The 19,781-nt window shown below is 66.7% G+C and carries 21 protein-coding genes; 15 read left to right on the top strand and 6 right to left on the bottom strand.

The annotated features are described in order from the left end of the window. The first annotated feature begins 3 nt into the window (after window positions 1-3). The 7 genes from M1K48_RS06245 (at window position 4) to M1K48_RS06215 (ending at window position 7,651) form a co-directional block, all read left to right on the top strand. A complete protein-coding gene (locus tag M1K48_RS06245; RefSeq protein ID WP_249504981.1) occupies window positions 4-2,118 on the top strand; it encodes an amidohydrolase family protein in 2,115 nt (704 codons plus the stop codon). A 68-nt stretch (window positions 2,119-2,186) separates the two neighbouring features. Next, window positions 2,187-2,783, top strand: a complete 597-nt coding sequence (locus M1K48_RS06240) for a LemA family protein (RefSeq protein WP_249504980.1) — start codon at window positions 2,187-2,189, stop codon at window positions 2,781-2,783. Between the two features lies 1 nt (window position 2,784). Next, window positions 2,785-3,294, top strand: a complete 510-nt coding sequence (locus tag M1K48_RS06235) for a TPM domain-containing protein (RefSeq protein ID WP_249504979.1) — start codon at window positions 2,785-2,787, stop codon at window positions 3,292-3,294. Then, window positions 3,291-4,142, top strand: coding sequence for a TPM domain-containing protein (locus M1K48_RS06230; protein ID WP_249504978.1), 852 nt, complete (start codon window positions 3,291-3,293; stop codon window positions 4,140-4,142). Before M1K48_RS06235 ends, M1K48_RS06230 begins: the two co-directional genes overlap by 4 nt. Then, complete coding sequence (locus M1K48_RS06225) at window positions 4,136-4,813, top strand: TPM domain-containing protein (protein WP_249504977.1); 678 nt, start codon at window positions 4,136-4,138, stop codon at window positions 4,811-4,813. The genes M1K48_RS06230 and M1K48_RS06225 overlap by 7 nt, the downstream gene beginning before the upstream one ends. After that, window positions 4,810-5,346: an NUDIX hydrolase gene (locus M1K48_RS06220; RefSeq protein WP_319941207.1), complete on the top strand. Its 537-nt coding sequence runs from the start codon at window positions 4,810-4,812 to the stop codon at window positions 5,344-5,346. Before M1K48_RS06225 ends, M1K48_RS06220 begins: the two co-directional genes overlap by 4 nt. A gap of 139 nt (window positions 5,347-5,485) precedes the next feature. Next, window positions 5,486-7,651: a M3 family metallopeptidase gene (locus M1K48_RS06215; RefSeq protein ID WP_249504976.1), complete on the top strand. Its 2,166-nt coding sequence runs from the start codon at window positions 5,486-5,488 to the stop codon at window positions 7,649-7,651. Between the two features lie 41 nt (window positions 7,652-7,692). Here the strand turns inward: M1K48_RS06215 and M1K48_RS06210 are convergent, their stop codons facing one another. Further along, a complete protein-coding gene (locus M1K48_RS06210) occupies window positions 7,693-8,760 on the bottom strand; it encodes a phosphotransferase family protein (RefSeq protein ID WP_249504975.1) in 1,068 nt (355 codons plus the stop codon). 64 nt (window positions 8,761-8,824) lie between these two features. Here M1K48_RS06210 and M1K48_RS06205 point away from each other — a divergent pair, with 64 nt between their 5' ends. The 7 genes from M1K48_RS06205 to M1K48_RS06175 all read left to right on the top strand — a co-directional run bounded on the left by M1K48_RS06205 (window position 8,825) and on the right by M1K48_RS06175 (window position 13,934). Then, the gene (locus M1K48_RS06205; protein ID WP_249504974.1) at window positions 8,825-9,670 is read left to right on the top strand and encodes a metallophosphoesterase family protein; all 846 of its coding nucleotides are present in this window, start codon (window positions 8,825-8,827) and stop codon (window positions 9,668-9,670) included. Between the two features lie 20 nt (window positions 9,671-9,690). After that, window positions 9,691-10,542 (top strand): carboxylating nicotinate-nucleotide diphosphorylase, encoded by an 852-nt coding sequence (gene nadC / locus M1K48_RS06200; RefSeq protein WP_249504973.1) that lies wholly within the window; start codon window positions 9,691-9,693, stop codon window positions 10,540-10,542. 82 nt (window positions 10,543-10,624) lie between these two features. Continuing rightward, on the top strand, window positions 10,625-11,032 hold the full coding sequence (locus tag M1K48_RS06195) for a glycine zipper 2TM domain-containing protein (RefSeq protein WP_249504972.1): 408 nt from the start codon (window positions 10,625-10,627) through the stop codon (window positions 11,030-11,032). Between the two features lie 117 nt (window positions 11,033-11,149). Beyond that, window positions 11,150-12,556 carry an NAD(P)H-dependent flavin oxidoreductase gene (locus M1K48_RS06190; RefSeq protein ID WP_249504971.1) on the top strand — a complete coding sequence of 469 codons (1,407 nt, stop codon included), beginning with the start codon at window positions 11,150-11,152 and terminating at the stop codon, window positions 12,554-12,556. Then, window positions 12,556-13,029 (top strand): SH3 domain-containing protein, encoded by a 474-nt coding sequence (locus M1K48_RS06185; protein WP_249504970.1) that lies wholly within the window; start codon window positions 12,556-12,558, stop codon window positions 13,027-13,029. Before M1K48_RS06190 ends, M1K48_RS06185 begins: the two co-directional genes overlap by 1 nt. 51 nt (window positions 13,030-13,080) lie before the next feature. Then, a complete protein-coding gene (locus M1K48_RS06180) occupies window positions 13,081-13,287 on the top strand; it encodes a helix-turn-helix transcriptional regulator (protein ID WP_249504969.1) in 207 nt (68 codons plus the stop codon). Further along, on the top strand, window positions 13,284-13,934 hold the full coding sequence (locus tag M1K48_RS06175; RefSeq protein ID WP_249504968.1) for a hypothetical protein: 651 nt from the start codon (window positions 13,284-13,286) through the stop codon (window positions 13,932-13,934). The genes M1K48_RS06180 and M1K48_RS06175 overlap by 4 nt, the downstream gene beginning before the upstream one ends. Before the next feature lie 18 nt (window positions 13,935-13,952). Here the strand turns inward: M1K48_RS06175 and M1K48_RS06170 are convergent, their stop codons facing one another. Then, window positions 13,953-15,143 (bottom strand): thiolase family protein, encoded by a 1,191-nt coding sequence (locus tag M1K48_RS06170; protein WP_249504967.1) that lies wholly within the window; start codon window positions 15,141-15,143, stop codon window positions 13,953-13,955. An 89-nt stretch (window positions 15,144-15,232) separates the two neighbouring features. Here M1K48_RS06170 and M1K48_RS06165 point away from each other — a divergent pair, with 89 nt between their 5' ends. After that, window positions 15,233-16,390 carry an isovaleryl-CoA dehydrogenase gene (locus M1K48_RS06165; RefSeq protein WP_249504966.1) on the top strand — a complete coding sequence of 386 codons (1,158 nt, stop codon included), beginning with the start codon at window positions 15,233-15,235 and terminating at the stop codon, window positions 16,388-16,390. On the opposite strand, the gene M1K48_RS06160 is transcribed toward M1K48_RS06165, so the two are convergent. The 4 genes from M1K48_RS06160 to M1K48_RS06145 form a co-directional block, all read right to left on the bottom strand. Continuing rightward, a complete protein-coding gene (locus M1K48_RS06160; RefSeq protein ID WP_249504965.1) occupies window positions 16,387-16,734 on the bottom strand; it encodes a hypothetical protein in 348 nt (115 codons plus the stop codon). The two genes, M1K48_RS06165 and M1K48_RS06160, sit on opposite strands and share 4 nt — an antisense overlap. Window positions 16,735-16,814: 80 nt before the next feature. Next, window positions 16,815-17,129, bottom strand: coding sequence for an HPF/RaiA family ribosome-associated protein (locus tag M1K48_RS06155; protein WP_249504964.1), 315 nt, complete (start codon window positions 17,127-17,129; stop codon window positions 16,815-16,817). 62 nt (window positions 17,130-17,191) lie between these two features. Next, window positions 17,192-17,527 carry a DMT family protein gene (locus M1K48_RS06150; RefSeq protein WP_249504963.1) on the bottom strand — a complete coding sequence of 112 codons (336 nt, stop codon included), beginning with the start codon at window positions 17,525-17,527 and terminating at the stop codon, window positions 17,192-17,194. A gap of 40 nt (window positions 17,528-17,567) precedes the next feature. Beyond that, on the bottom strand, window positions 17,568-19,664 hold the full coding sequence (locus tag M1K48_RS06145) for a M13 family metallopeptidase (protein ID WP_249504962.1): 2,097 nt from the start codon (window positions 19,662-19,664) through the stop codon (window positions 17,568-17,570). Window positions 19,665-19,781: the final 117 nt, after the last annotated feature.

Below are 19,781 nucleotides of genomic sequence, written 5' to 3'. Positions count from 1 at the left end.
TCCATGCGCCTTGCACTTGCCGCTGCCGCTTTGCTCATCACGACCTCGAGCGCCGCGCTCGCCCACCCAGGCGAGGAACTCGACGGACGGGTCCACGCCGGTCTGTCGCAGGATCCGCCGGGCCCCGGCACCGTACCGCTCCCGAAGGACAAGCTGCTGGTGCCGCCCGCCGGAGCCCAGCATTTCGTGGTCGTCTCCGATTCGGCCAAGCATGGCGATGCCTGGTTGTGGGACCAGCCCGACGGCAGCCGCGCCGGCCGCTTCTCGATGTCGCTACGCGGTTGGATCACCGAGACCGACGGCGTCGTCCGTCTGAACGAGGCCGGATTACCGACATCCTTGGTGGTGCGCGGGGTGTCGCCGGAGGGCGACGCCGCGGAGACGATGAGCGTCGGTCCCGACGGCAAGGCAACATGGAAGGCCGCCGCTGATAGCGGATCGGCGCCACTCAATGGCTTCTACGTCAATAATGGCGCCCCGCCGTTCCTGATGGAATCGGCGCTTTCCGCGGCGTTGCGCAAGAACGGAGCGGCGGGCGTGCCGCTGCTGCCCGTCGGCCGCGCCTATCTCGACCAGACCGCGGTCACCGCGACCGTCCAGGGACCGGCGGGGCCCAAGACGTTGCGGCTGATCCAGACCCGCGGGTTCGGCATGGCGCCGTCGTCGGCGTGGGTCGACGAGAAGGGCGAGCCGTGGGGGTCGATCGGGTGGATTTCCTTCGTTCCCGCCGGCTACGAAGCTGCGCCCAAGATCCTTCGCCCGATCCAGCGCGACTTTGAGCGCAGCCAGGTCAAGGCGGTCGCGGCGAGCTTTCTGGCCCCCGCCAATCGCGCTCCGATCCTGTTCGACAACGTCACCCTGTTCGATGCCGATCGCGGCCGCTTCCTGCCGGCGCAGGCGGTGCTGGTCGAAGGCGGCAAGGTGGCCAGGATCGGCCGGGCCGGATCGCTCAAGGCGCCGGCCGGCGGCCGTACGGTCGATGGCCAGGGCAAAAGCCTGGTGCCGGGCCTGTGGGACGCCCACCGCCACGCCGGCAGCGAGCGTGCGCTGATCGCCAATCTGGCGACCGGGATCACCAGTTATCGCAGCCCCGGCAGCAGTATCGAGGATGCTGAGCGCCTGATGGCCGCGCAAAAGGCGGGCACCCTGCTGGGCGGCGAAGGCTGGTTCCAGGCGATCGTCGACAAGAAGGACCCGCTGGCGGCGCAGGGCGCGACCACCGTGTCAAGCGCGGCCGAGGCGGTCGAAGCGGTGCGGATGATCAAGGCCAAGGGCCTGTGGGGGGTGAAATTCTACACCTCGATGGACCCGGCCTGGATCGCCCCCGCGGCGGCAGAAGCCAAGAAGCTCGGTCTTCACGTCAACGGCCACGTGCCGGCGCGGATGCGACCGCTGGAGGCGGTGCGCGCGGGCTATGACGAGCTCACCCATATCAACTTCGTCGTCATGCAGCTGATGCCGCAGGCGGTGGTCGACAAGGCCAATACCGCGGCGCGGATCGAGGGCCCGGCCAAATATGCCCGCAACCTCGATCTCACCAGCGCCGAGGCGCGCGCCATGCTGGCCGAGCTGAAGCAGAAAGGCACCTGGGTCGACCCTAGCCTGGTGGTGTTCGAATCCACCCTGTCGAGCGAGGGTGGGGTGCCCCAGGCCCCGGTCGCGGCCTATGCCGACAGCGTCCCGCCGTTGGTCGCCCGCGGCTTCCGGGCCGGCGGCCATCCGTTGATCGAGAACCTCACCCGCGACGATTATCGCAAGAGCATGGCCAAGCTGGTCGAGCTGACCGGCGCGCTGCACAAGGCGGGCGTCCCGATCGTCGCCGGAACCGACGGCGAGGGCCGCGAACTGGTCCGCGAGCTCGAACTCTACGAGCAGGGCGGCCTCAGCAAGGCGGCGGCGCTGCAGACCGCAACCATCAACCCGGCGCGGATGGTCGGCGCGGCGGAGCGCACCGGCTCGATCGCGGTCGGCAAGGAGGCCGACATGATCCTCGTTGACGGCGACGTCAGCCAGGACCTGGGCGCGCTCCGGCGGGTGCTGACGGTGGTCAGCGACGGGGTCGTGATGGACGGCGACGCGCTGCGCCAGGCGGCGGGCTATACCGGCCGGCCGAAGTAGCATTGCAGCCGGCCGGTGTCCCACCTACGTAAGGCACCAGCAGAACTTCCTCAGGGGGAACACCGACCATGAAGACCCTTCGTCGCTTCGGCCTGCTTGCGCCGCTCGCCGCCCTGTCGCTCGCCGGTTGCGGCCTCAACTCGGTCCCGACGGCCGAGGAGAACGTCAACGCCAAGTGGGCCAACGTCCAGAATCAGTATCAGCGCCGGGCCGACCTGTACGGCAATTTGGTGTCGACAGTGCAGGCCGCCGCCAACCAGGAGCGCACGGTGCTGCGCGAAGTCACCGAAGCGCGCGCGCAGGCCAATTCGATCCGCCTGACACCCGAGCAATTGTCCGATCCGGCGGCGGTACAGCGTTATGCCGACGCCCAGGCCCGGCTTGCCCCGCCGGTGGTGTTCCGCCAGCTGCAGGAGGCCTATCCGCAGCTTCAGACCAACGCCAATTTCCGCGACCTGCAGGCGCAGATCGAAGGGACCGAGAACCGCATCTCGATCGCGCGCCAGGATTATAACGAGGCGGTGCAGAGCTATAACACCACCATCCGCACCTTCCCGGACGCGATCGGCGCCAAGATCATCCACGGCGCCAAGCCCAAGGTGCCGTTCGAGGCCGTCACTCCGGGTGCCGAGGTCGCGCCGAAGATCGACTTCAACCAGTCGTAAGGTGCGCGGATCGCTGCCGCTCCTCGCGCTGACGGCGCTCGCCCTCGCTGCCTGCGACAAGCCGGGCAGTGCGGGCGAGACCGTGCGCGAATTCGACGGCACCGGCGCGGAAGTGACGCCGGAGCGCCGCGTCACCGTGCACGAGGGCACGGCGGTGATCGACCAGGCGAAGGTCCTTTCCGCTGCCGACAAGGCGTCGCTTGCGAGGCGCATTGTGGAAATCGCCGAGGCAACCGGTCGCAAGCTGACGATCGTGCTGCTTCGCCCGGCTGAGGGTCAGTCGATGGAGCAGGTTACCTGGGCGATCGCGCCCAAGGCCGGCACTGAAGGGCCGATGATGCTGGTGGTCGACGTCGGATCGGGTTCGGTCCGCGTCGATAATCTGAGCGACCCCGCGCAGTCCGCGGCGATCGCACGCGCCATTTCGCCCGAGGTCAAGGCAGGCCGGGTGGCGTCGGGCGTCGCGCGCGGCCTCGACCAGGTCATGGCCCTTGGACGGAGCGCGGCATGAGCTGGCTTCGCGGATTGCTGGTGATGCTTGTCCTGAGCGTGTCGCTGCCGGCCCATGCCCAGGACTTTCCCAAGCTGACCGGCCGCGTGGTCGATGTCGCGAACATCATTCCGCCGGCCGAGGAAGCGGCGCTGACCGCCAAGCTCGAGGCGCTGGAGAAGCAATCGAGCCGCCAGCTGGTGGTTGCCACCGTGCCCGACCTCGGCGGCTACGAGATCGAGGATTATGGCTATCGGCTGGGGCGTGCCTGGGGGATTGGGCAGAAGGAGAGCGACAATGGCGCGATACTGCTGGTCGCGCCCAACCAGCGCCGGGTCCGGGTCGAGGTCGGCACCGGGCTCGAACCGATCCTCACCGACGCTTTTTCCAACCGGGTGATCGAAGAGACGATCATTCCGCGCTTCAAGGCAGGCGACTTTCCGGGCGGGATCGGTGCTGGTACCGACGCGCTGATTGCGCAATTGCAGGCGCCTCCCGAGGCCGCCGAGCGCGCCGCGGTCGAGGCCGCGCAGAAGCAGGCGCAGGCCCCACCGAGGCAAAGTTCGCGAGGCGGCGCCGGGATCTTCCCGATCGTCTTCTGGGGCCTGGTGGTGGGCTTCGTCTTCCTGTCCTTCGCGCGGCGCGGGCAGGGCCGGAAATATCGCGGCAAGCGGCGGCGTGGCGGCGGGGTCGATCCGCTGGTCGTGCTGTGGGGCCTTGACGTGCTGAGCCATGCGGCCCGCGGCGGCCAGGGCGGCGGCGGGTTCGGCGGCTTCGGTGGCGGCGGCGGCGGTGGCTTCGGGGGAGGCGGCGGCTTTTCCGGCGGGGGCGGCGGCTTTGGCGGCGGCGGAGCGTCGGGATCATGGTGACGCTCCGGCTCGAACCCGACGACCACCGCAAGGTGAGCGAGGCGATCGCCGCGGCGGAACGCGCCAGCGACGGCGAGATTCTGACCATCGTGTCGGCCGACAGCGACAGCTATCACGATGTCGCCCTCCACTGGGCGGTGGCGGCGATGATCGGCGTGCTGGCATTCTGCGCCTGGCAGTCGGCCGTTCTGGCGAGCGCGTGGGAAGGCCTGTTCGGCTGGGGTGAAACGGCCAGCGCGGGCGAGGTGCTGTTCTCGGCGATGGTCCTTGCGGTTCTCGGCTTCCTGCTTGCCCTGCTGCTGTTCAAGTGGCGGCCGGTGCGGCTAGCGCTGACCCCAGGTGCGACCAAGGAGCGCCGGGTGCGCCGCCGGGCGATCGCCCTGTTCCGCGCCGCCGCCGAGAGCCGCACGGTCGGCCGCACCGCCGTGCTGATCTACCTTAGCCTGGTCGAGCATCGTGCCGAGATCGTCGCCGACGAGGCGGTAACCAAGGTCACAACACCCGAATGCTGGGGCGATGCAATGGCCGAGTTGATTGGCGAGATTCGCGAAGGACGGCCCGGCAATGGCCTTGCCCTGGCGGTCGAGGAAGTGGGCGAGGTGCTGACCCGCCATTTCCCCAAGACCAGCGAAGACGTGAACGAGATCCCCGACAAACTCATCGAACTGTGAGCCACGACCCCGACCTCGACCTACCGCCCGAGACGATGTGGGCGGGCCGCTTCGTCACTGCCCAGCGCAAGGGCAAGTGGGAATATGCCGGCCGGGTCGGCGGTATCCGTGCGGTGGTGGTGCTAGCCCAGCATGACGGCAAGTGGATCCTGGTTGAGCAACCCCGCGCTGCGATCGGCGGGCCGTGCCTGGAGCTTCCGGCGGGGCTAGTCGGCGACCATGGCGATGGCGCCACGGTCGAGGAGACCGCGATCAAGGAGCTGGAGGAAGAAACCGGCTTCACCGCCGGGAGGGTCGAGCGGCTGGGCGATTTCCACGCCTCGCCCGGCATGCTGAGCGAAAGCTTTACCCTGGTTCGCGTCCATGACGTTCGCCGGATCGGCGAGGGTGGCGGGGTGGCGGGCGAAGAGGACATCACCGTGCACCTCGTCGCTGGGGACGATCTGGCTCGCTTCGTCGCCGCCCGCCGCGCGGCCGGGGTCGCGGTCGACGTCAAGCTGCTGCTTCCCCTCGCGCCATTTCTGCTTGGCTGATCAAGGACTTGGCCATGCTGGGTTAAGCGGCACGGCCTATTGTGCGGCCCAATGCACCCCCGTCTGTCGAACTTAGCCTTGGCGGGCACGGGGAAGGGCGGCAGTGACGCCCTCGCAACCACCATGAGGTCGTTCCTTGATGCTGAAATCTGCCCTTCTTGCCGGTTCCTCCCTGATCCTTCTCGCCGGCTGCGCGACCGTGCCGGCCGCTGAGCCCGCCGCCACCCCTGCCGCGGTTGCCGAGGCGGCGCCGGTCGAGGCGGCTCCGGCCGTCCCGAACAACATTCTGCTGGCCGACTGGACCGGCGCCTATGGCGGCGTTCCGCCGTGGGACCGGGTCAAGGCCAGCGACTTTCCGGAAGCACTGACCTTTGCGATTGACGAGCAGCGCCGCGAATATCGCGCCATTGCCGATAATCCCGAGGCTCCGACCTTCGCCAACACCATCGAGGCAATGCAGAAGGCCGGCGACCGGCTCGACCGCGTGGGCAGCATCTTCGGTGTCTACACCGACAATCTGTCGACCCCCGAAATCCAGGCGCTGGACAAGGAGTGGAGTCCCAAGCTGTCGGCCGCGGGTGACGAGATCACGCTCGATCCCAAGCTTTTCAGCCGGATCGAGACGCTTTACACCAATCGCGCCAGCCTCGGTCTCGACGCAGTGCAGCTGCGCCTGCTCGAGCGGACCTATGAGGCGCGGGTGCGTAACGGCGCCAAGCTCGATCCGGCGCAAAAGCAGCAGCTGAGCGGCTACAACCAGCGGCTGGCGTCGCTGTTCAGCGACTTCAATGCGCGCCTGCTGGCCGACGAGGGCACCTTCACCCAAGCCAGCGAGGCCGAGATGGCCGGCGTTCCGGCCGACATCAAGGCGGCTGCCGCGTCGGTCGCAAAGGCCAAGGGCCTGCCTGCCGGCACCTACGCGATCCGCAACACGCGGTCGGCGTTCGAGCCGGTGCTGACCTTCGGCACCAACCGCGCGCTGCGCCAGAAGGTGTGGACCGCGTTCGTCAATCGTGGCGACAACGGCAATGCCAACGACACCAACGGCCTCATCGCGCAGATCGTGAAGCTGCGCGCCGATCGCGCCAAGCTGCTCGGCTTCCAGACCCACGCCCACTGGCGGATGCAGGATACGATGGCCAAAACCCCCGAGCGGGGCATGGACCTGATGATGCGGGTGTGGCCAGCGGCGGTCGCGCGGGCCAAGGAAGAGATCGCCGACATGGCGCCGTTCGCCCGCGCGGCGAAAATCTCGACCGTCGAGCCGTGGGACACGCGCTTCCTCAACGAGAAGGTGCGCAAGGCCAAGTACGACCTGTCGGAAGAGGAGATCAAACCCTACTTCCAGCTCGATAATCTGGTGCAGGGCATGTTCTGGAGCGCCGGGCAGCTCTACGGCATGCAGTTCAAGGAGAATACCGGGTCGGTCCCGGTGTTTCACCCCGACGTCCGCACCTTCGAGGTCACCCGCGAAGGCAAGACCATCGGCCTGTTCTACCTCGACACCTATGGCCGCGAGGGCAAGCGCTCGGGCGCGTGGATGACCAGCTATCGCCTGCCGAGCGGCCTGACCGGCCAGGACCCGGCGCTGGTCAGCAACAACAACAATTTCAACAAGCCCGAAGCCGGCCAGCCGGTGCTGGTCAGCCTGGACGATGCCTCGACCCTGTTCCACGAGTTCGGGCACGCCATCAACTACCTGCTGTCGGACGTCCGCTACCCGAGCTTCAACGGGTCGCAGCGCGACTTCGTGGAATATCCGAGCCAGGTGAACGAGAATTGGCTGCTGACCCGGCCGGTGCTCGACCGCTTCGCGCTGCACTACAAGACCAAGCAGCCGATGCCCAAGAGCCTGGTCGACAAGATCGAGCGGGCCGACACCTTCGGACAGGGTTTCCAGACGGTTGAATATCTGTCCTCGGCGCTGGTCGACATGAAGCTGCACCTGCAGCCGGGCGGGGTGGTCGATGCCGACAAATTCGAGCGCGACACGCTGGCCGAACTGGGCATGCCCAAGGAGATGCGGATGCGTCACCGCTTGCCGCAGTTCGGACACCTGTTCAGCTCGGACGCCTATTCGGCGGGCTATTACAGCTACCTGTGGTCGGAGACGATGGATGCCGACACCTGGGCGGCGTTCGAGGAGACCGGCGATCCGTTCAACAAGCAGATCGCGGATCGCTTCCGCACGATCCTGCTGTCGACCGGTAGCCAGACCGACCGGGCCGAAGCCTATCGCCAGTTCCGCGGGCGGGACCCGGACGTGACGGCGCTGCTGAAGCGCCGGGGCTTCCCGGTGAACTAAATCGAAGGGGCCGCTCCGGGATGACCGGGGCGGCCTTTTCGTTAGAGGCGGGCCTGCTCTGCCTGGGCCCAGGCCATGGCGGCCAGCGGCTCGAGCACCTTGGCGCTTTCCGCGGCATGCGAGCTGGATGCGCTGCCGCGGGCGAGGCGGCCCTTGATGCCGTGGATGATCGCGGCAAGCCGGAACAGGTTGAACACCATCAGATAGTCGAACGCCGGAATGCCCTCGCGCCCGGTGCGGCGGCAGTAGGCGGCGACGTAATCCTCCTCGCTGGGGATGCCGAGCGAAGGCAGGTCGAGCCCCGCGAGGCCGGTGAACAGCCCGGCGGGCATGCGGTACATCATGCAATGATAGACGAAGTCGCTTTCGGGGTCGCCGAGGGTCGACAGCTCCCAGTCCAGCACCGCCCGCACCTGCGGCTCGGCGGCGTCGAAGATCATGTTGTCGCAGCGATAGTCGCCGTGGATCACCCGGCTTTCGCCGCTGTCCGCCGGCAGGTGCGTCTCCAGCCAGCCGACCAGCCGGTCCATGTCGGCGTTGCGGCCCGCTTCGACGTCGCCCTGATATTGCTTCGACCAGCGCGCGACCTGGCGGGCGACGAAGCCACCGGCCTTGCCATAATCACCAAGTCCGATCGCGGGCGGATCATAGCCGTGGAGCTGGGCGATGGTGGCGTTCATCGCGTCGAAATGGGCGGCGCGGGCTTCGGGGGTCAGGCCGGGAAACTGCGCTTCCCACACGATCCGCCCCGGCACCATGTCCATCACGAAGAAGGCGGTGCCGATCACGTCGTCATCCTCGCACAGCCCGTGGACGCGGGGGACCGGAAAGCCCTGGCCTCCCAGCGCTTCCATCACCCGATATTCGCGGTCCACGGCATGGGCGCCCGGAAGGGTCTTGCCCGGCGGCTTGCGGCGCAGGACATAGGAGGCCGACGGCGTGTCGAGCTTGTAGGTCGGGTTGGATTGGCCACCCTTGAACTGGCTGACCGTCAGCGGTCCGACGAAGCCGTCGACATGCGCTTCCAGCCAGGTTTGAAGCGCGGTCTCGTCGAAGCGGAGGCGCTCGGACACCTCGCGCGTGCCGGTGTTTGCGGTGGTGCGATCCATGGGCTGGGCACCCTAAGCGCGAGGCCGCACGAAACAAGCCGCCCTGTCGGCGCATTAAGCCTCCATGGCCCGTCTCGTACATCTTTCTGACCTTCACTTCGGCGCGCACGACGACAGGATCGTCGACGCAGTCCTGGCGGAGGTCGACACCGCTGCGCCCGACCTCGTCATCATCAGCGGTGATTTCACCCAGCGGGCGAAGACCGAGCAATATCAGGAAGCCTGCCGCTTTCTCGCCAAGCTGCGCGATGCGGGGCACGAGATGCTGGCGGTGCCGGGCAATCATGACGTGCCCCTGTACGACGTGTTCCGCCGCTTCCTGTCGCCGCTGGCCCGCTACAAGAAATATATCGATGACACGCTTTGCCCGTGGCACCGGCTCGACGGCGTGTCGGTGCTAGGCCTCAACACGGCGCGGTCGCTGACCATCAAGGATGGGCGGATCAATTCGGAGCAGCGCGACTTTGTCCGCAGCCATTTCGCCGAGGCGCCGGTCGGCGACCTCAAGGTGCTGGTCACCCACCACCCGCTGTTCGCGCTGCCGGTCAGCGACGAGGGTATCCTCGGCCGCCCGATCGGCCGGCAGGAAAAGGCGCTCGACGTGGTGAACGAGCTTGGCATCGACCTGCTGCTGGCCGGGCACAACCATCGCGCCTCGACCCATCAGGCCCGCGATCTCGTCACCCGCGCGGGCGGGGCGCTGGTGGTGCAGGCCGGCACCGCCACCTCGGTCCGGCTGCGCGAGGAGGAGCAGAGCTTCAACATCCTCGAGGTCGAAGCAGGGTCGGTGACGCTCGGGCTCAAGCGGTGGACCGGCGCCGCCTTCGAGACCGCCGAGCCGACCCGCTTCACCAAGGACGACGGCGGCTGGCACAAGGCGGAAGTGCTAGCCGATCCCGCCGAGGCTTGAGCCGGCGGGCCGCCCGCTCCATGAGCAACGCCATGATCAACGGCTTCGACCTCGACGAATACGTCACCCGCACCCTGGCCGAAGACCTGGGCGAGGGCGGGGATGTCACTTCCGCCGCGACCATTCCGGCCGAGGCACGCTTCTCCGCGACGATGAATTGCCGCGAGGAGATTGTGGTTGCGGGGATCGAGATCGCCGCCGCCTTCTTCCGCCGGATGGACGACGGCGTGACACTCGATTGCGACGTAGCCGATGGCAGCCGCGTTCCGGCCGGCACGGTGCTGATGCGGATCGAGGGCAGGGCCGGCGCGATGCTGGCCGCCGAACGCTCCGCCCTCAACACGCTGCAGCACCTGTCGGGGATCGCCACCCTGACCCGCCGTTACGTCGACGCGATCGAGGGGACGGGTGCGATCCTGCTCGACACTCGCAAGACCATTCCCGGCCTTCGCGTGCCCGAGAAATATGCGGCGCGGATGGGCGGGGCGCAGAACCACCGGATGCGGCTCGACGACGGGCTGCTGATCAAGGACAATCATGTCGCGGTGAACGGCTCGGTCGAAGCCGCCGTAGCGCGTGCGCGGGCCTATGGCTCCAGCCTGCCGGTTCAGGTGGAAGTCGATCGGATCGAGCAGATCGAGCCCGCGCTGGCCGCGGGCGCCGACCGCCTGCTGCTCGACAACATGCCGCCGCCGGTGTTGCGCGAAGCCGTAGCGCTGGTCGCGGGGCGGGTACCGCTGGAAGCCTCGGGCGGGGTCAGGCTCGACACCGTCCGCGCGATTGCCGAAACCGGGGTAACTTATGTGTCGGTCGGGCGGATCACCCAGTCGGCGCCGGCGGTCGATATCGGGCTCGATTTCGCGCTCGCCTAGCTGAACGAACGCCAACATCGCGGTTCAGCCAAGCGACACCGCGACTCGGCCAGAAGGGTTCCAACGCAAAGGAGCCCAGCTCATGAAGAAGTTTCTGTTCGCTGCCGCCGCCGCCTCGCTCGTCGCCATTCCGGGCGCAGCCAGCGCGCAATATTATCCCGGCTACGGCGGGTATAACAACGGCTACAACAACAACTACCAGCGCGGTTACCAACGCGGTTATCAGGGCGGCTACAACGGCCAGACCTACTACGGTAATCGTTGTTCGGGCACCACCGGCACCATCGTCGGGGGCGTCGCCGGCGCGGTGGTCGGAAGCAAGATCGCCGGTGGCCGTCGCAGCTACGATTATTACGGCAACCGCCGCGGTGGCAGCGGTGCGACCGGCGCCATCATCGGCGGCGCGGTAGGCGCTCTCCTCGGCCGCAAGGTCGACAAGGACAGCTGCAACCGCCGCAACAATGGCTACAATTACGGGTATCGCTACTAAGCGAGGGGCGTCGCTTGGGAAGGGGCTGCTGGGCGCTGGTCCAGCAGCCCCTTTTTCGTTTGGGGCTGCGGTGGGCCGGAGTATAGGCGCTGCACTGCAAGAGCCAGGAGTGATGTCGTGTTCAAGGGTTTGTCGCCAGTAAACTACCGCGGTCGCGAAGTGTGGCCGCTGGTCGAAGGCGGCAAGGGGGTCTCGGCCACCAACCACATGAGCTCGGGCGCCTGGGCCGCTGCCGGCGGCATCGGGACGGTCAGCGCGGTGAACGCCGACAGCTACGACCCCGAAGGCCGGATCATCCCGCAGGTTTACAACGGCATGACCCGCCGCGAGCGCCACGAAGAGCTGATCAAATATGCCATCGACGGCGCGGTGACGCAGGTCGAGCGGGCCTATGAGATGTCGAACGGCAAGGGCGCGATCAACATCAACGTGCTGTGGGAAATGGGCGGCGCGCAACCGATCCTCCACGGCGTGCTGGAGCGCACTCGCGGCAAGGTGGCGGGCGTCACCTGCGGCGCGGGCATGCCTTACAAGCTGTCCGAGATCGCTGCCTCCTACGGCGTGTCCTACCTGCCGATCGTCAGCTCCGGCCGCGCCTTCCGAGCGCTGTGGAAGCGGGCTTATTCCAAGTTCGCCAACTATCTGTCGGGTGTGGTGTACGAGGATCCGTGGCTCGCCGGTGGGCATAACGGCCTCAGCAATGCCGAAGATCCCAAGGTCCCCCAGGCGCCGCTTCCGCGGGTCGCCGAGCTTCGCACCATGATGCGCGAATGCGGCGTTCCCGACAGCGTGCCGATCGTCATGGCCGGCGGCGTGTGGCGGCTGGACGAGTGGGAAGACTGGATCGACAATCCCGAGCTGGGGAGCATCATGTTCCAGTTCGGCACCCGCCCGCTGCTCACCCAGGAAAGCCCGATCCCGCCCGAATGGAAGGCGCGGCTGACGACGCTGGAAGAGGGCGACGTCCTGCTTCACAAATTCTCGCCGACCGGCTTCTATAGCTCGGCCGTGCGGACGCCGTTCCTGCGTAACCTCGAGGCGCGCTCGCAGCGCCAGATCGCCTACACGCGCGAGCAGGTCGGCGATCACGCCTTCGAACTGGATGTCGGGATCGGCACCAAGAAGAATTATTGGGTGACCAAGGGCGATCTGCAGCACGCCCGCGAATGGTTTGGCGCCGGCTACACGCAAGCAATGAAGACGCCGGACGACACGCTGGTGTTCGTCGCGCCGGACGAAGAAAAGATCATCCGCAAGGACCAGGCCGACTGCATGGGTTGCCTGTCGCAGTGCAGCTTTTCGAGCTGGGCCGACAATGAGAAGAATTCGACGGGGCGGCTGGCCGATCCGCGCAGCTTCTGCATCCAGAAGACGCTGCAGGATATCGCGCACGGCGGACCGGTCGACGACAATCTGATGTTCGCGGGCCATGCCGCGTTCCGGTTCAAGACCGATCCTTTCTACTCGAACGGCTTCGTCCCCACCGTCGGTCAGCTCGTGGAACGGATCCGGTCGGGCGCGTGATGAAGCGGCTCGCCGGCTTGGCGCTGCTGGGACTGGCGGCGAGCGCGTCGGCGCAGGACCGCCCCGTGCCTTACTGGGCGTCGATCCAGAGCGGCGAGGCGATGATGCGTACGGGGCCCGCCCGCACCTATCCGGGCATCTGGCTCTACAAGCGCCGCGACCTGCCGATCCGGGTCCTCAAGTTGCATGAAAACTGGCGCCTGATCGAGGACAGCGAGGGCACCCGCGGCTGGATGCTGCGGACCATGCTCAGCGACACCCGCACCGCGATCGTCCGGGGAAGCGCGCCGCGTCCGGTCCACACCAAGGCCGACGAGGGTAGCCGGGTCCGCTACCTCGCCCAGCCCGGCGTCGTCGGCCGCATCGACGACTGCAGCGAAGGCTGGTGCCACATCAAGATCGGCAACCGCGAAGGCCACATCAAGGTCGCCGACCTGTGGGGCGTGGAGCCGGGCGAGACGGTCGAGGATTGAACCTGTAAAGAGTTCTTGACTGACAAGAGCTCTTTACAGCACAAAAGGCCCGTGGAGAATCGGGTCAAAGACAATCGCGAACGATGCGGCTGGAGCCAGGGCGAACTTGCCCGGCGGCTCGGCGTCTCGCGCCAGACCGTGAATGCGGTCGAGACCGACAAATACGACCCGAGCCTCCCGCTGGCGCTGCGCATGGCCAAATTGTTCGGCCAGCCAGTCGACCAGTTGTTCCTCGATGCATGGGAGCCGGAAGCATGAGCGAAACGAATGCGTTGAGCGCTGGCGGCAAGGGTCGCAAGATCTTGCTCCAGCTGGTCGTCGGAGGAATTTGCGGCGGTGTCGGCATGTTCGCCGCGCTGACCTTGTTCGAGGGACGAAGCGGGGCGGAGGTAAGGCCGGTCGACGCGGTCGCGATCGGCACCGCGCTCATCTATGGCCTAATGGCTCTGATCGTGCTTCTCGGGGCGATGGCGCCCGGAATCGGCGCTCGCGCCCTTAATGTCGAGGATCGCGAGGAGCTGGAAGAGCAGCGTTCCGTACTGGTCATCGGGGCGGTCAGCTTCGTGCTGGTGGCGGCTCTGGTTGGCGTGCTTGCGGCGGCTGGTACCGGGATGATTGCCGCGGTCACTGCAACGCTGGTTGCGGCGGGCGCGACACTTGGACTGATCGGTTGGTCGATCCTCCACCGTAACCACGGTGACGAGATGATGCGCGCCGCCGCCAAGGACGCAGGCGTCGCCACCACCAACCTCATCTTCCTGGTGTTCGGTATCTGGGCCGGCGCGGCACAACTCGGGCTAGTACCGATGTTCGAGCCTCTGCTATTCGTCGCCGGCTACTTCCTGATCTACCTGCTCGCGGTTTTCATTGCGGTCGGCCGGCGCGGGCTGCTGCGCCCGCGCTGACCGACGCAGTGAGCTGGATCAGACCAGCTCGACCGCCACTGCCGTCGCTTCGCCGCCGCCGATGCACAGCGAGGCGATGCCGCGCTTCAGGCCCTTCTGCTTCAGCGCATTCAGCAGCGTGACGATGATCCGGGTGCCGCTGGCGCCGATCGGGTGACCGAGCGCAGTGGCGCCGCCGTGGACGTTGATCTTGTCGTGGCCGATGCCGAGGTCCTTCATCGCGAACATGGCGACGCAGGCGAACGCTTCGTTGACCTCGAACAGGTCGACTTCGCCGATGCTCCATCCGGCCTTGTCGAGTACCTTGTGGATCGCGCCGATCGGGGCGATCGTGAATTCGGCCGGAGCCTGGGCGTGTGCGGCGGTGGCGACGATCCGGGCGACGGGCTGTAGGCCCTTGGCCGAAGCGTCTGATTCGCGCGCCAGCACCACCGCGGCGGCGCCGTCGGAGATGGACGAGCTGGTCGCCGCGGTGATCGTGCCTTCCCTATCGAAGGCGGGCTTCAGCTGCGGGATCTTGTCGGGGCGGCCGCGGCCCGGCGCCTCGTCGGTGTCGACGATCGTCTCGCCCGCGCGGCTCTTCACCGTCACCGGAGCGATTTCATCCTTGAACCCGCCGCCGTCGATCGCCGACTTGGCGCGGTTGAGGCTTTCGATCGCATAGGCGTCCATGCCTTCGCGGGTAAGCTGATAGTCGTTGGCGGTGGCCTGCGCGAAGCTGCCCATGGCGCGGCCTTCCTCATAGGCGTCTTCCAGCCCGTCGAGGAACATGTGGTCGTAGATCTTGTCATGGCCGATCCGCGCGCCGCTGCGGTGCTTCTTGAGCAGGTAGGGCGCGTTGGTCATGCTCTCCATCCCGCCCGCAACGATGACGTCGGCATTGCCGGTGAGAATTGCCTCTGCGCCCATGATCACCGTCTGCATGCCCGAGCCGCACACCTTGTTGACGGTGGTCGCCTGGACGCTGGTCGGAAGCCCCGCCTTGATCGCGGCCTGACGCGCCGGGGCCTGGCCCAGGCCCGCGGGAAGCACGCAGCCCATGTAGATGCGGTCGATGTCGCCGCCCGACACGCCGGCGCGTTCGACCGCTGCCTTGACCGCCGTGGCGCCGAGATCGGTCGCGCTGACGTCGGCCAGCGCGCCCTGCATCGCCCCCATGGGGGTGCGGGCGAAGGAAAGGATGACGACGTTATCGGATGCGGTGGCCATGAAAGCGGACTCCGGTGTAAGAATGTTGCACTGCAATAAGCATTCGGGCCGCCTTGTCCAAGCCTCCGCGGCTCTGCTAGCGCTCGGCCATGTCCTTACCCACGCTTGATTTCGACCTCGGCGAGATGGCCGACACCATCCGCGACTCCACCCAGCGCTTCGCGACCGACCGGATCATGCCGCTGGCGGCGGAGATCGACCGCGACGACCGTTTCCCGATCGAGCTGTGGCCGGAGATGGGTGCGCTGGGCCTTCACGGTATCACCGTCGAGGAGGAATGGGGTGGCCTCGGTCTTGGCTATCTCGAGCATGTCGTCGCGCAGGAGGAAGTCGCCCGTGCGTCGGCTTCCGTGGGCCTGAGCTACGGCGCCCACTCCAACCTGTGCGTCAACCAGGTCCGCCGCTGGGGCAACGACGAGCAGAAGCGCAAATACCTTCCCAAGCTGATCAGCGGCGAGCACGTCGGCGCCTTGGCCATGAGCGAGGTCAATGCAGGCTCCGACGTGGTGTCGATGACGCTGAAGGCCGAGAAGTCGGGCAACGGTTATCGCCTCAACGGGACGAAGTTCTGGATCACCAACGGGGCCTATGCCGACGTACTGGTGGTCTATGCCAAGACGTCGCCCGAGGCTGGCAGCCGCGGCATCACCGCCTTCCTGATCGAAAAGGGGACCGAGGGATTCTCCATCGGTCAGAAGATCGACAAGGTCGGCATGCGCGGCTCGCCCACCTCCGAGCTGGTGTTCGACGATTGCTTCGTCCCGGCCGAGCAGGTCATGGGCCCGGAGAATGGCGGCGTCGGCGTGCTGATGAGCGGCCTCGATTATGAGCGCGCGGTGCTGGCCGGAATCCAGCTCGGCATCATGCAGGCCTGCCTGGACGTGGTCATCCCGTTCGTCCGCGAGCGCAAGCAGTTCGGCAAGCCGATCGGGTCGCAACAGCTGATGCAGGCCAAGGTCGCCGACATGTATGTCGCGCTGAACAGCGCCCGCGCCTACGTCTACCAAGTCGCGAAGGCCTGCGATGCCGGCAAGACCACCCGCTTCGACGCCGCAGGCGCAATCCTGCTCGCGAGCGAAAGCGCGTTCAAGGTCGCGGGCGAAGCGGTCCAGGCACTGGGCGGCGCGGGCTATACGAAGGACTGGCCGGTCGAACGTTTCATGCGCGATGCCAAGCTGCTCGACATCGGTGCGGGGACTAACGAGATCCGCCGGATGCTGATTGGGCGCGAGTTGATCGGGGTCTAGTCGCCGGCTGGTTCATCGCGCGCGCCTTTGGCACGGCTTCGACCGAGAATGATCATGCCGAGGGCGAGCGGATGCGAGAAAAGCAGGCTCATCACGTGCAGGCTGCTGTAGTGGTAGGTGAGCTTGCTGACTTCGCTGAGATCGCCTTTGTTGGCCACCCAATAACGTCCGCCTGCCTGATGCCCCTGCAGCGCGTCACCGCCGATCAGCAGGTAGCCGAGCAGGAACAGGAAAAAGTTCGCGATCGCTCCGGCGAGGAGGAGGCGCTGAGCAGGGCTCAGCGCGCTCCAGAATTCCTCGACCGTGATCGGACCCGATCGTTCGTGCGGCAATCGGTAAGACATGCTCGCCCTTCGCCGCAGCCTGACAATGATACCTCTTGGCTAATACCCTTTAAGGGAATGACAAGGGAAGCGGTCCACCCTCAGCGCGCGCCCTGCTTGCCGACCACCTTGTCATACGCGTGCAGAACCTTGTCGCAGGCTGCGCGGACCACGGCGTCGACCCCGGCACCCTCGGCCGAGGCAGCGACAGGCGATAGGTTCTCAGGCCTGATCTCGATCGAGCACCGATAATCGGGGTTGCTGGACTTGGTTTCGCGAACGTGGGCGAGGTGGACCTGGGCGCTGGTCACCTTGCCGTCGAGGCGGCTGAGGCGATGATTGACGATGCTCTCGACCTGCTCCTGGCTCGCTTCGTTGTCCTGCACCTGATTGTCGCGGTTGAAGTCGATGAACACGCCCGTCTCCTGAAAGTTGAGTCGGGTGGTGAACGTCCGCGATGGAGTCGCGGTTGCGCGCCTTACTTGCCGGCGAACAGAAAACCGACAGCGGCCATGATGCAGGCGAACGCAGCGAGGTGCCGCCAGTGGAGCGGTTCGCCCAGCACGGTGACCATGAACCCGCCGAACACGATGAGCGTGATCGCTTCCTCCGCGATCTTGAGCTGGGCGCCGGTCCAGCCGTTGGCATAGCCGATCCGGTTGGCCGGTACGGCGAAGCAATATGCGACCAGTGCGATGCTCCAGCTGATGAAAATCACCAGCAGGATCGGTTTGCTCATCCCGCCTTTCAGGTGCCAGTACCAGGCGGCGGTCATGAAGATGTTGGAGCAGATGAGCAGCAGGATCGTCGGCATGACGCCCCGCTAGCTCATCCGCACAGCGAGTGGGAGTGACTTACCAGACCTTCACCCGCTGGTCGGGCGCCAGGTACAGCTTCTGCCCTGCCTTGACGTCGAACGCGCCGTACCACGGATCGAGATTGCGCACGGTCTGGGCGCGATACTGGCCTGGCGCATGCCCGTCGGTGGAGATCCGGCCGCGTAGCGTCTCCTCGCGCATCTTGGTCGCCCACGCCTGACCATAGGCGATGAAGAAGCGCTGGTCGGCGGAGAAGCCGTCGATGGTCGGCGCGGGTTTGCCACCGAGGCTGTCGTGATAGGCCTGGTAGGCGGCGGCGAGGCCCGCGACGTCGGCGATATTCTCGCCCAGCGTCAGCTTGCCGTTGACGTGCAGCCCGGGCAGCGGCTCGTAGGCGTTATATTGCTTGGCGAGCGCGTCACCGGCCTGGCTGAAGCGGGCGAAGTCCTGCGGGGTCCACCAGTTGCGCAGGCGGCCGGTCGAGTCAAACAGCGCGCCATTGTTGTCGAAGCTGTGGCTTATCTCGTGCCCGATCACGCTCCCGATCGCCCCATAGTTGTACGCCGGATCGGCCTTGGGATCGAAGAAGGGCGCGACCAGAATTGCGGCCGGGAAATTGAGCGCGTTCTGGACCGGCAGGTTGACCGCGTTGACCAGTTGCGGCGGCATCCACCATTCGCTGCGGTCCATCGGCTTGCCGATCTTGGCGATCTGATGCTTGTATTCGGCAAGGCCCGCCGCCTTCTGATTGGCATAGGCATTGTCGGCCGCGATCGTCACCGACCCATAGTCGCGCCAGCTGTCGGGATAGCCGACGCCGACCACGATCGACTTCACCTTGGCCAGCGCCTCTTCCTTGGTCGACGGCGCCATCCAGTCGAGCGCCTCGACCCGCTTGGCGAAGGCGGCCTTGATGTTGTCGACCATCGCCTGGACTTCGGCTTTGGCCGGTGCGGGGAAATACCTCTCGACATAGGCCTTGCCGACCGCGTCCTGCAGCGCGTTGCTGGTCGCGTTCAGCGCCTGGATGTCGCGCGGGCGCGGCTGCGGCGTGCCCTGGAGGGCGGTGCTGTTGAAGGCGAAGCTGGCGTCGCGGACCGGCTTGGGCAGGACGTTTGCCTGCTGGTTCAGCGTGTGGAACGCCAGCCAGTCCTTCCACGCGTCGAGCGGCTCGGAGCCGACCAGCGCGGCGAGCTTGGGAATCGCGGTCGAATGATAGGCCTGGAACTTGGGCGCCTGGCCCAGTTGCGCGGCGCCAAGCAGCGCGCCCCAGTCGATCCCGGGCGCATTCTTCTCCAACTCGGCCCGGGTCCACACCTTGGCCGCCTTGCTGAAGTCCTCGCTCTCCTCGCGGGTGGCGTGGGCCTGAGCGATCTTGGTGTCGAGCGCCAGCACCCGGCCCGCGGCGCCGGCCGGGTCGGGATTGCCGGCGGCCTGCATCACCTGCTGGACATAAGCACGATACTTGTCGCGCAGGCCGGCCATCTTGCCGTCGGCCGACAGGTAATATTCGCGCTCGGGCATGCCGAGGCCACCCTGCAGGATGTAGGGCAGCGTCTCGCCGGGCGTGTTGAGCCCCTGCGTGACGAAAATCCCGAACAGATTGTCAGTCTGGTAATTGGTCGCGTTGAGCGGATCGACGTCGGCCCGGAGGGTCGAGCCGATCGCGGCTGACAGCGCGCTCTTGTCGGCGATGGCGGCGATCGCATCGAGGTCGGCCTTGGCCGGGGCCATGCCCGCCTTATCGATCGCGTCGGTGTTGAGATACGCCTTGTAGTAGTTGGCGATCCTGCCTCCGTCCGATGCGGCGTCGGGGTTGGCCTTGAGCAGCTCGTCGAACAGCGCCCGGGTATTCTTCTCGCGAACCTGGTCGGCGATGTAGAAAGCGCCGATGTTCGACCGGTCGGCCGGGATCTCGGTCGTCTTCATCCATCCGCCGTTGGCGAATTGGTAGAAATCGTCACCCGGTGCGATCGACCGGTCCAGCGCCGCCGGGTTGATTCCGAGCGCGGTCCCGGCCGCGGCCGCCTCGGTGTTCGCTTCCGCCGTATTGCCGTCCTTGGTCGTGACGTTGCAGCCGCCAAGCGACAACGCGAGCAGGGATGCGGCGAGCAGGAGCGGCGAGCGAACCATCGAGTACCTCGTATGTGATTGCGATGCGGCACGCGCTGCGACGGTCGCCCCCGCTTTGCAAGCGTCCCGGGCGCGGCTAGGCGCGGAGTCGAGAGTTGTTTTCGACGAACGGGATCA

The sequence above is a fragment of the Sphingomonas glaciei genome (assembly GCF_023380025.1).
Taxonomy (GTDB): domain Bacteria; phylum Pseudomonadota; class Alphaproteobacteria; order Sphingomonadales; family Sphingomonadaceae; genus Sphingomicrobium; species Sphingomicrobium glaciei.
Note: the sequence above shows the minus strand (reverse complement) of the source record. Positions and strands in the feature narration are given on the sequence as shown.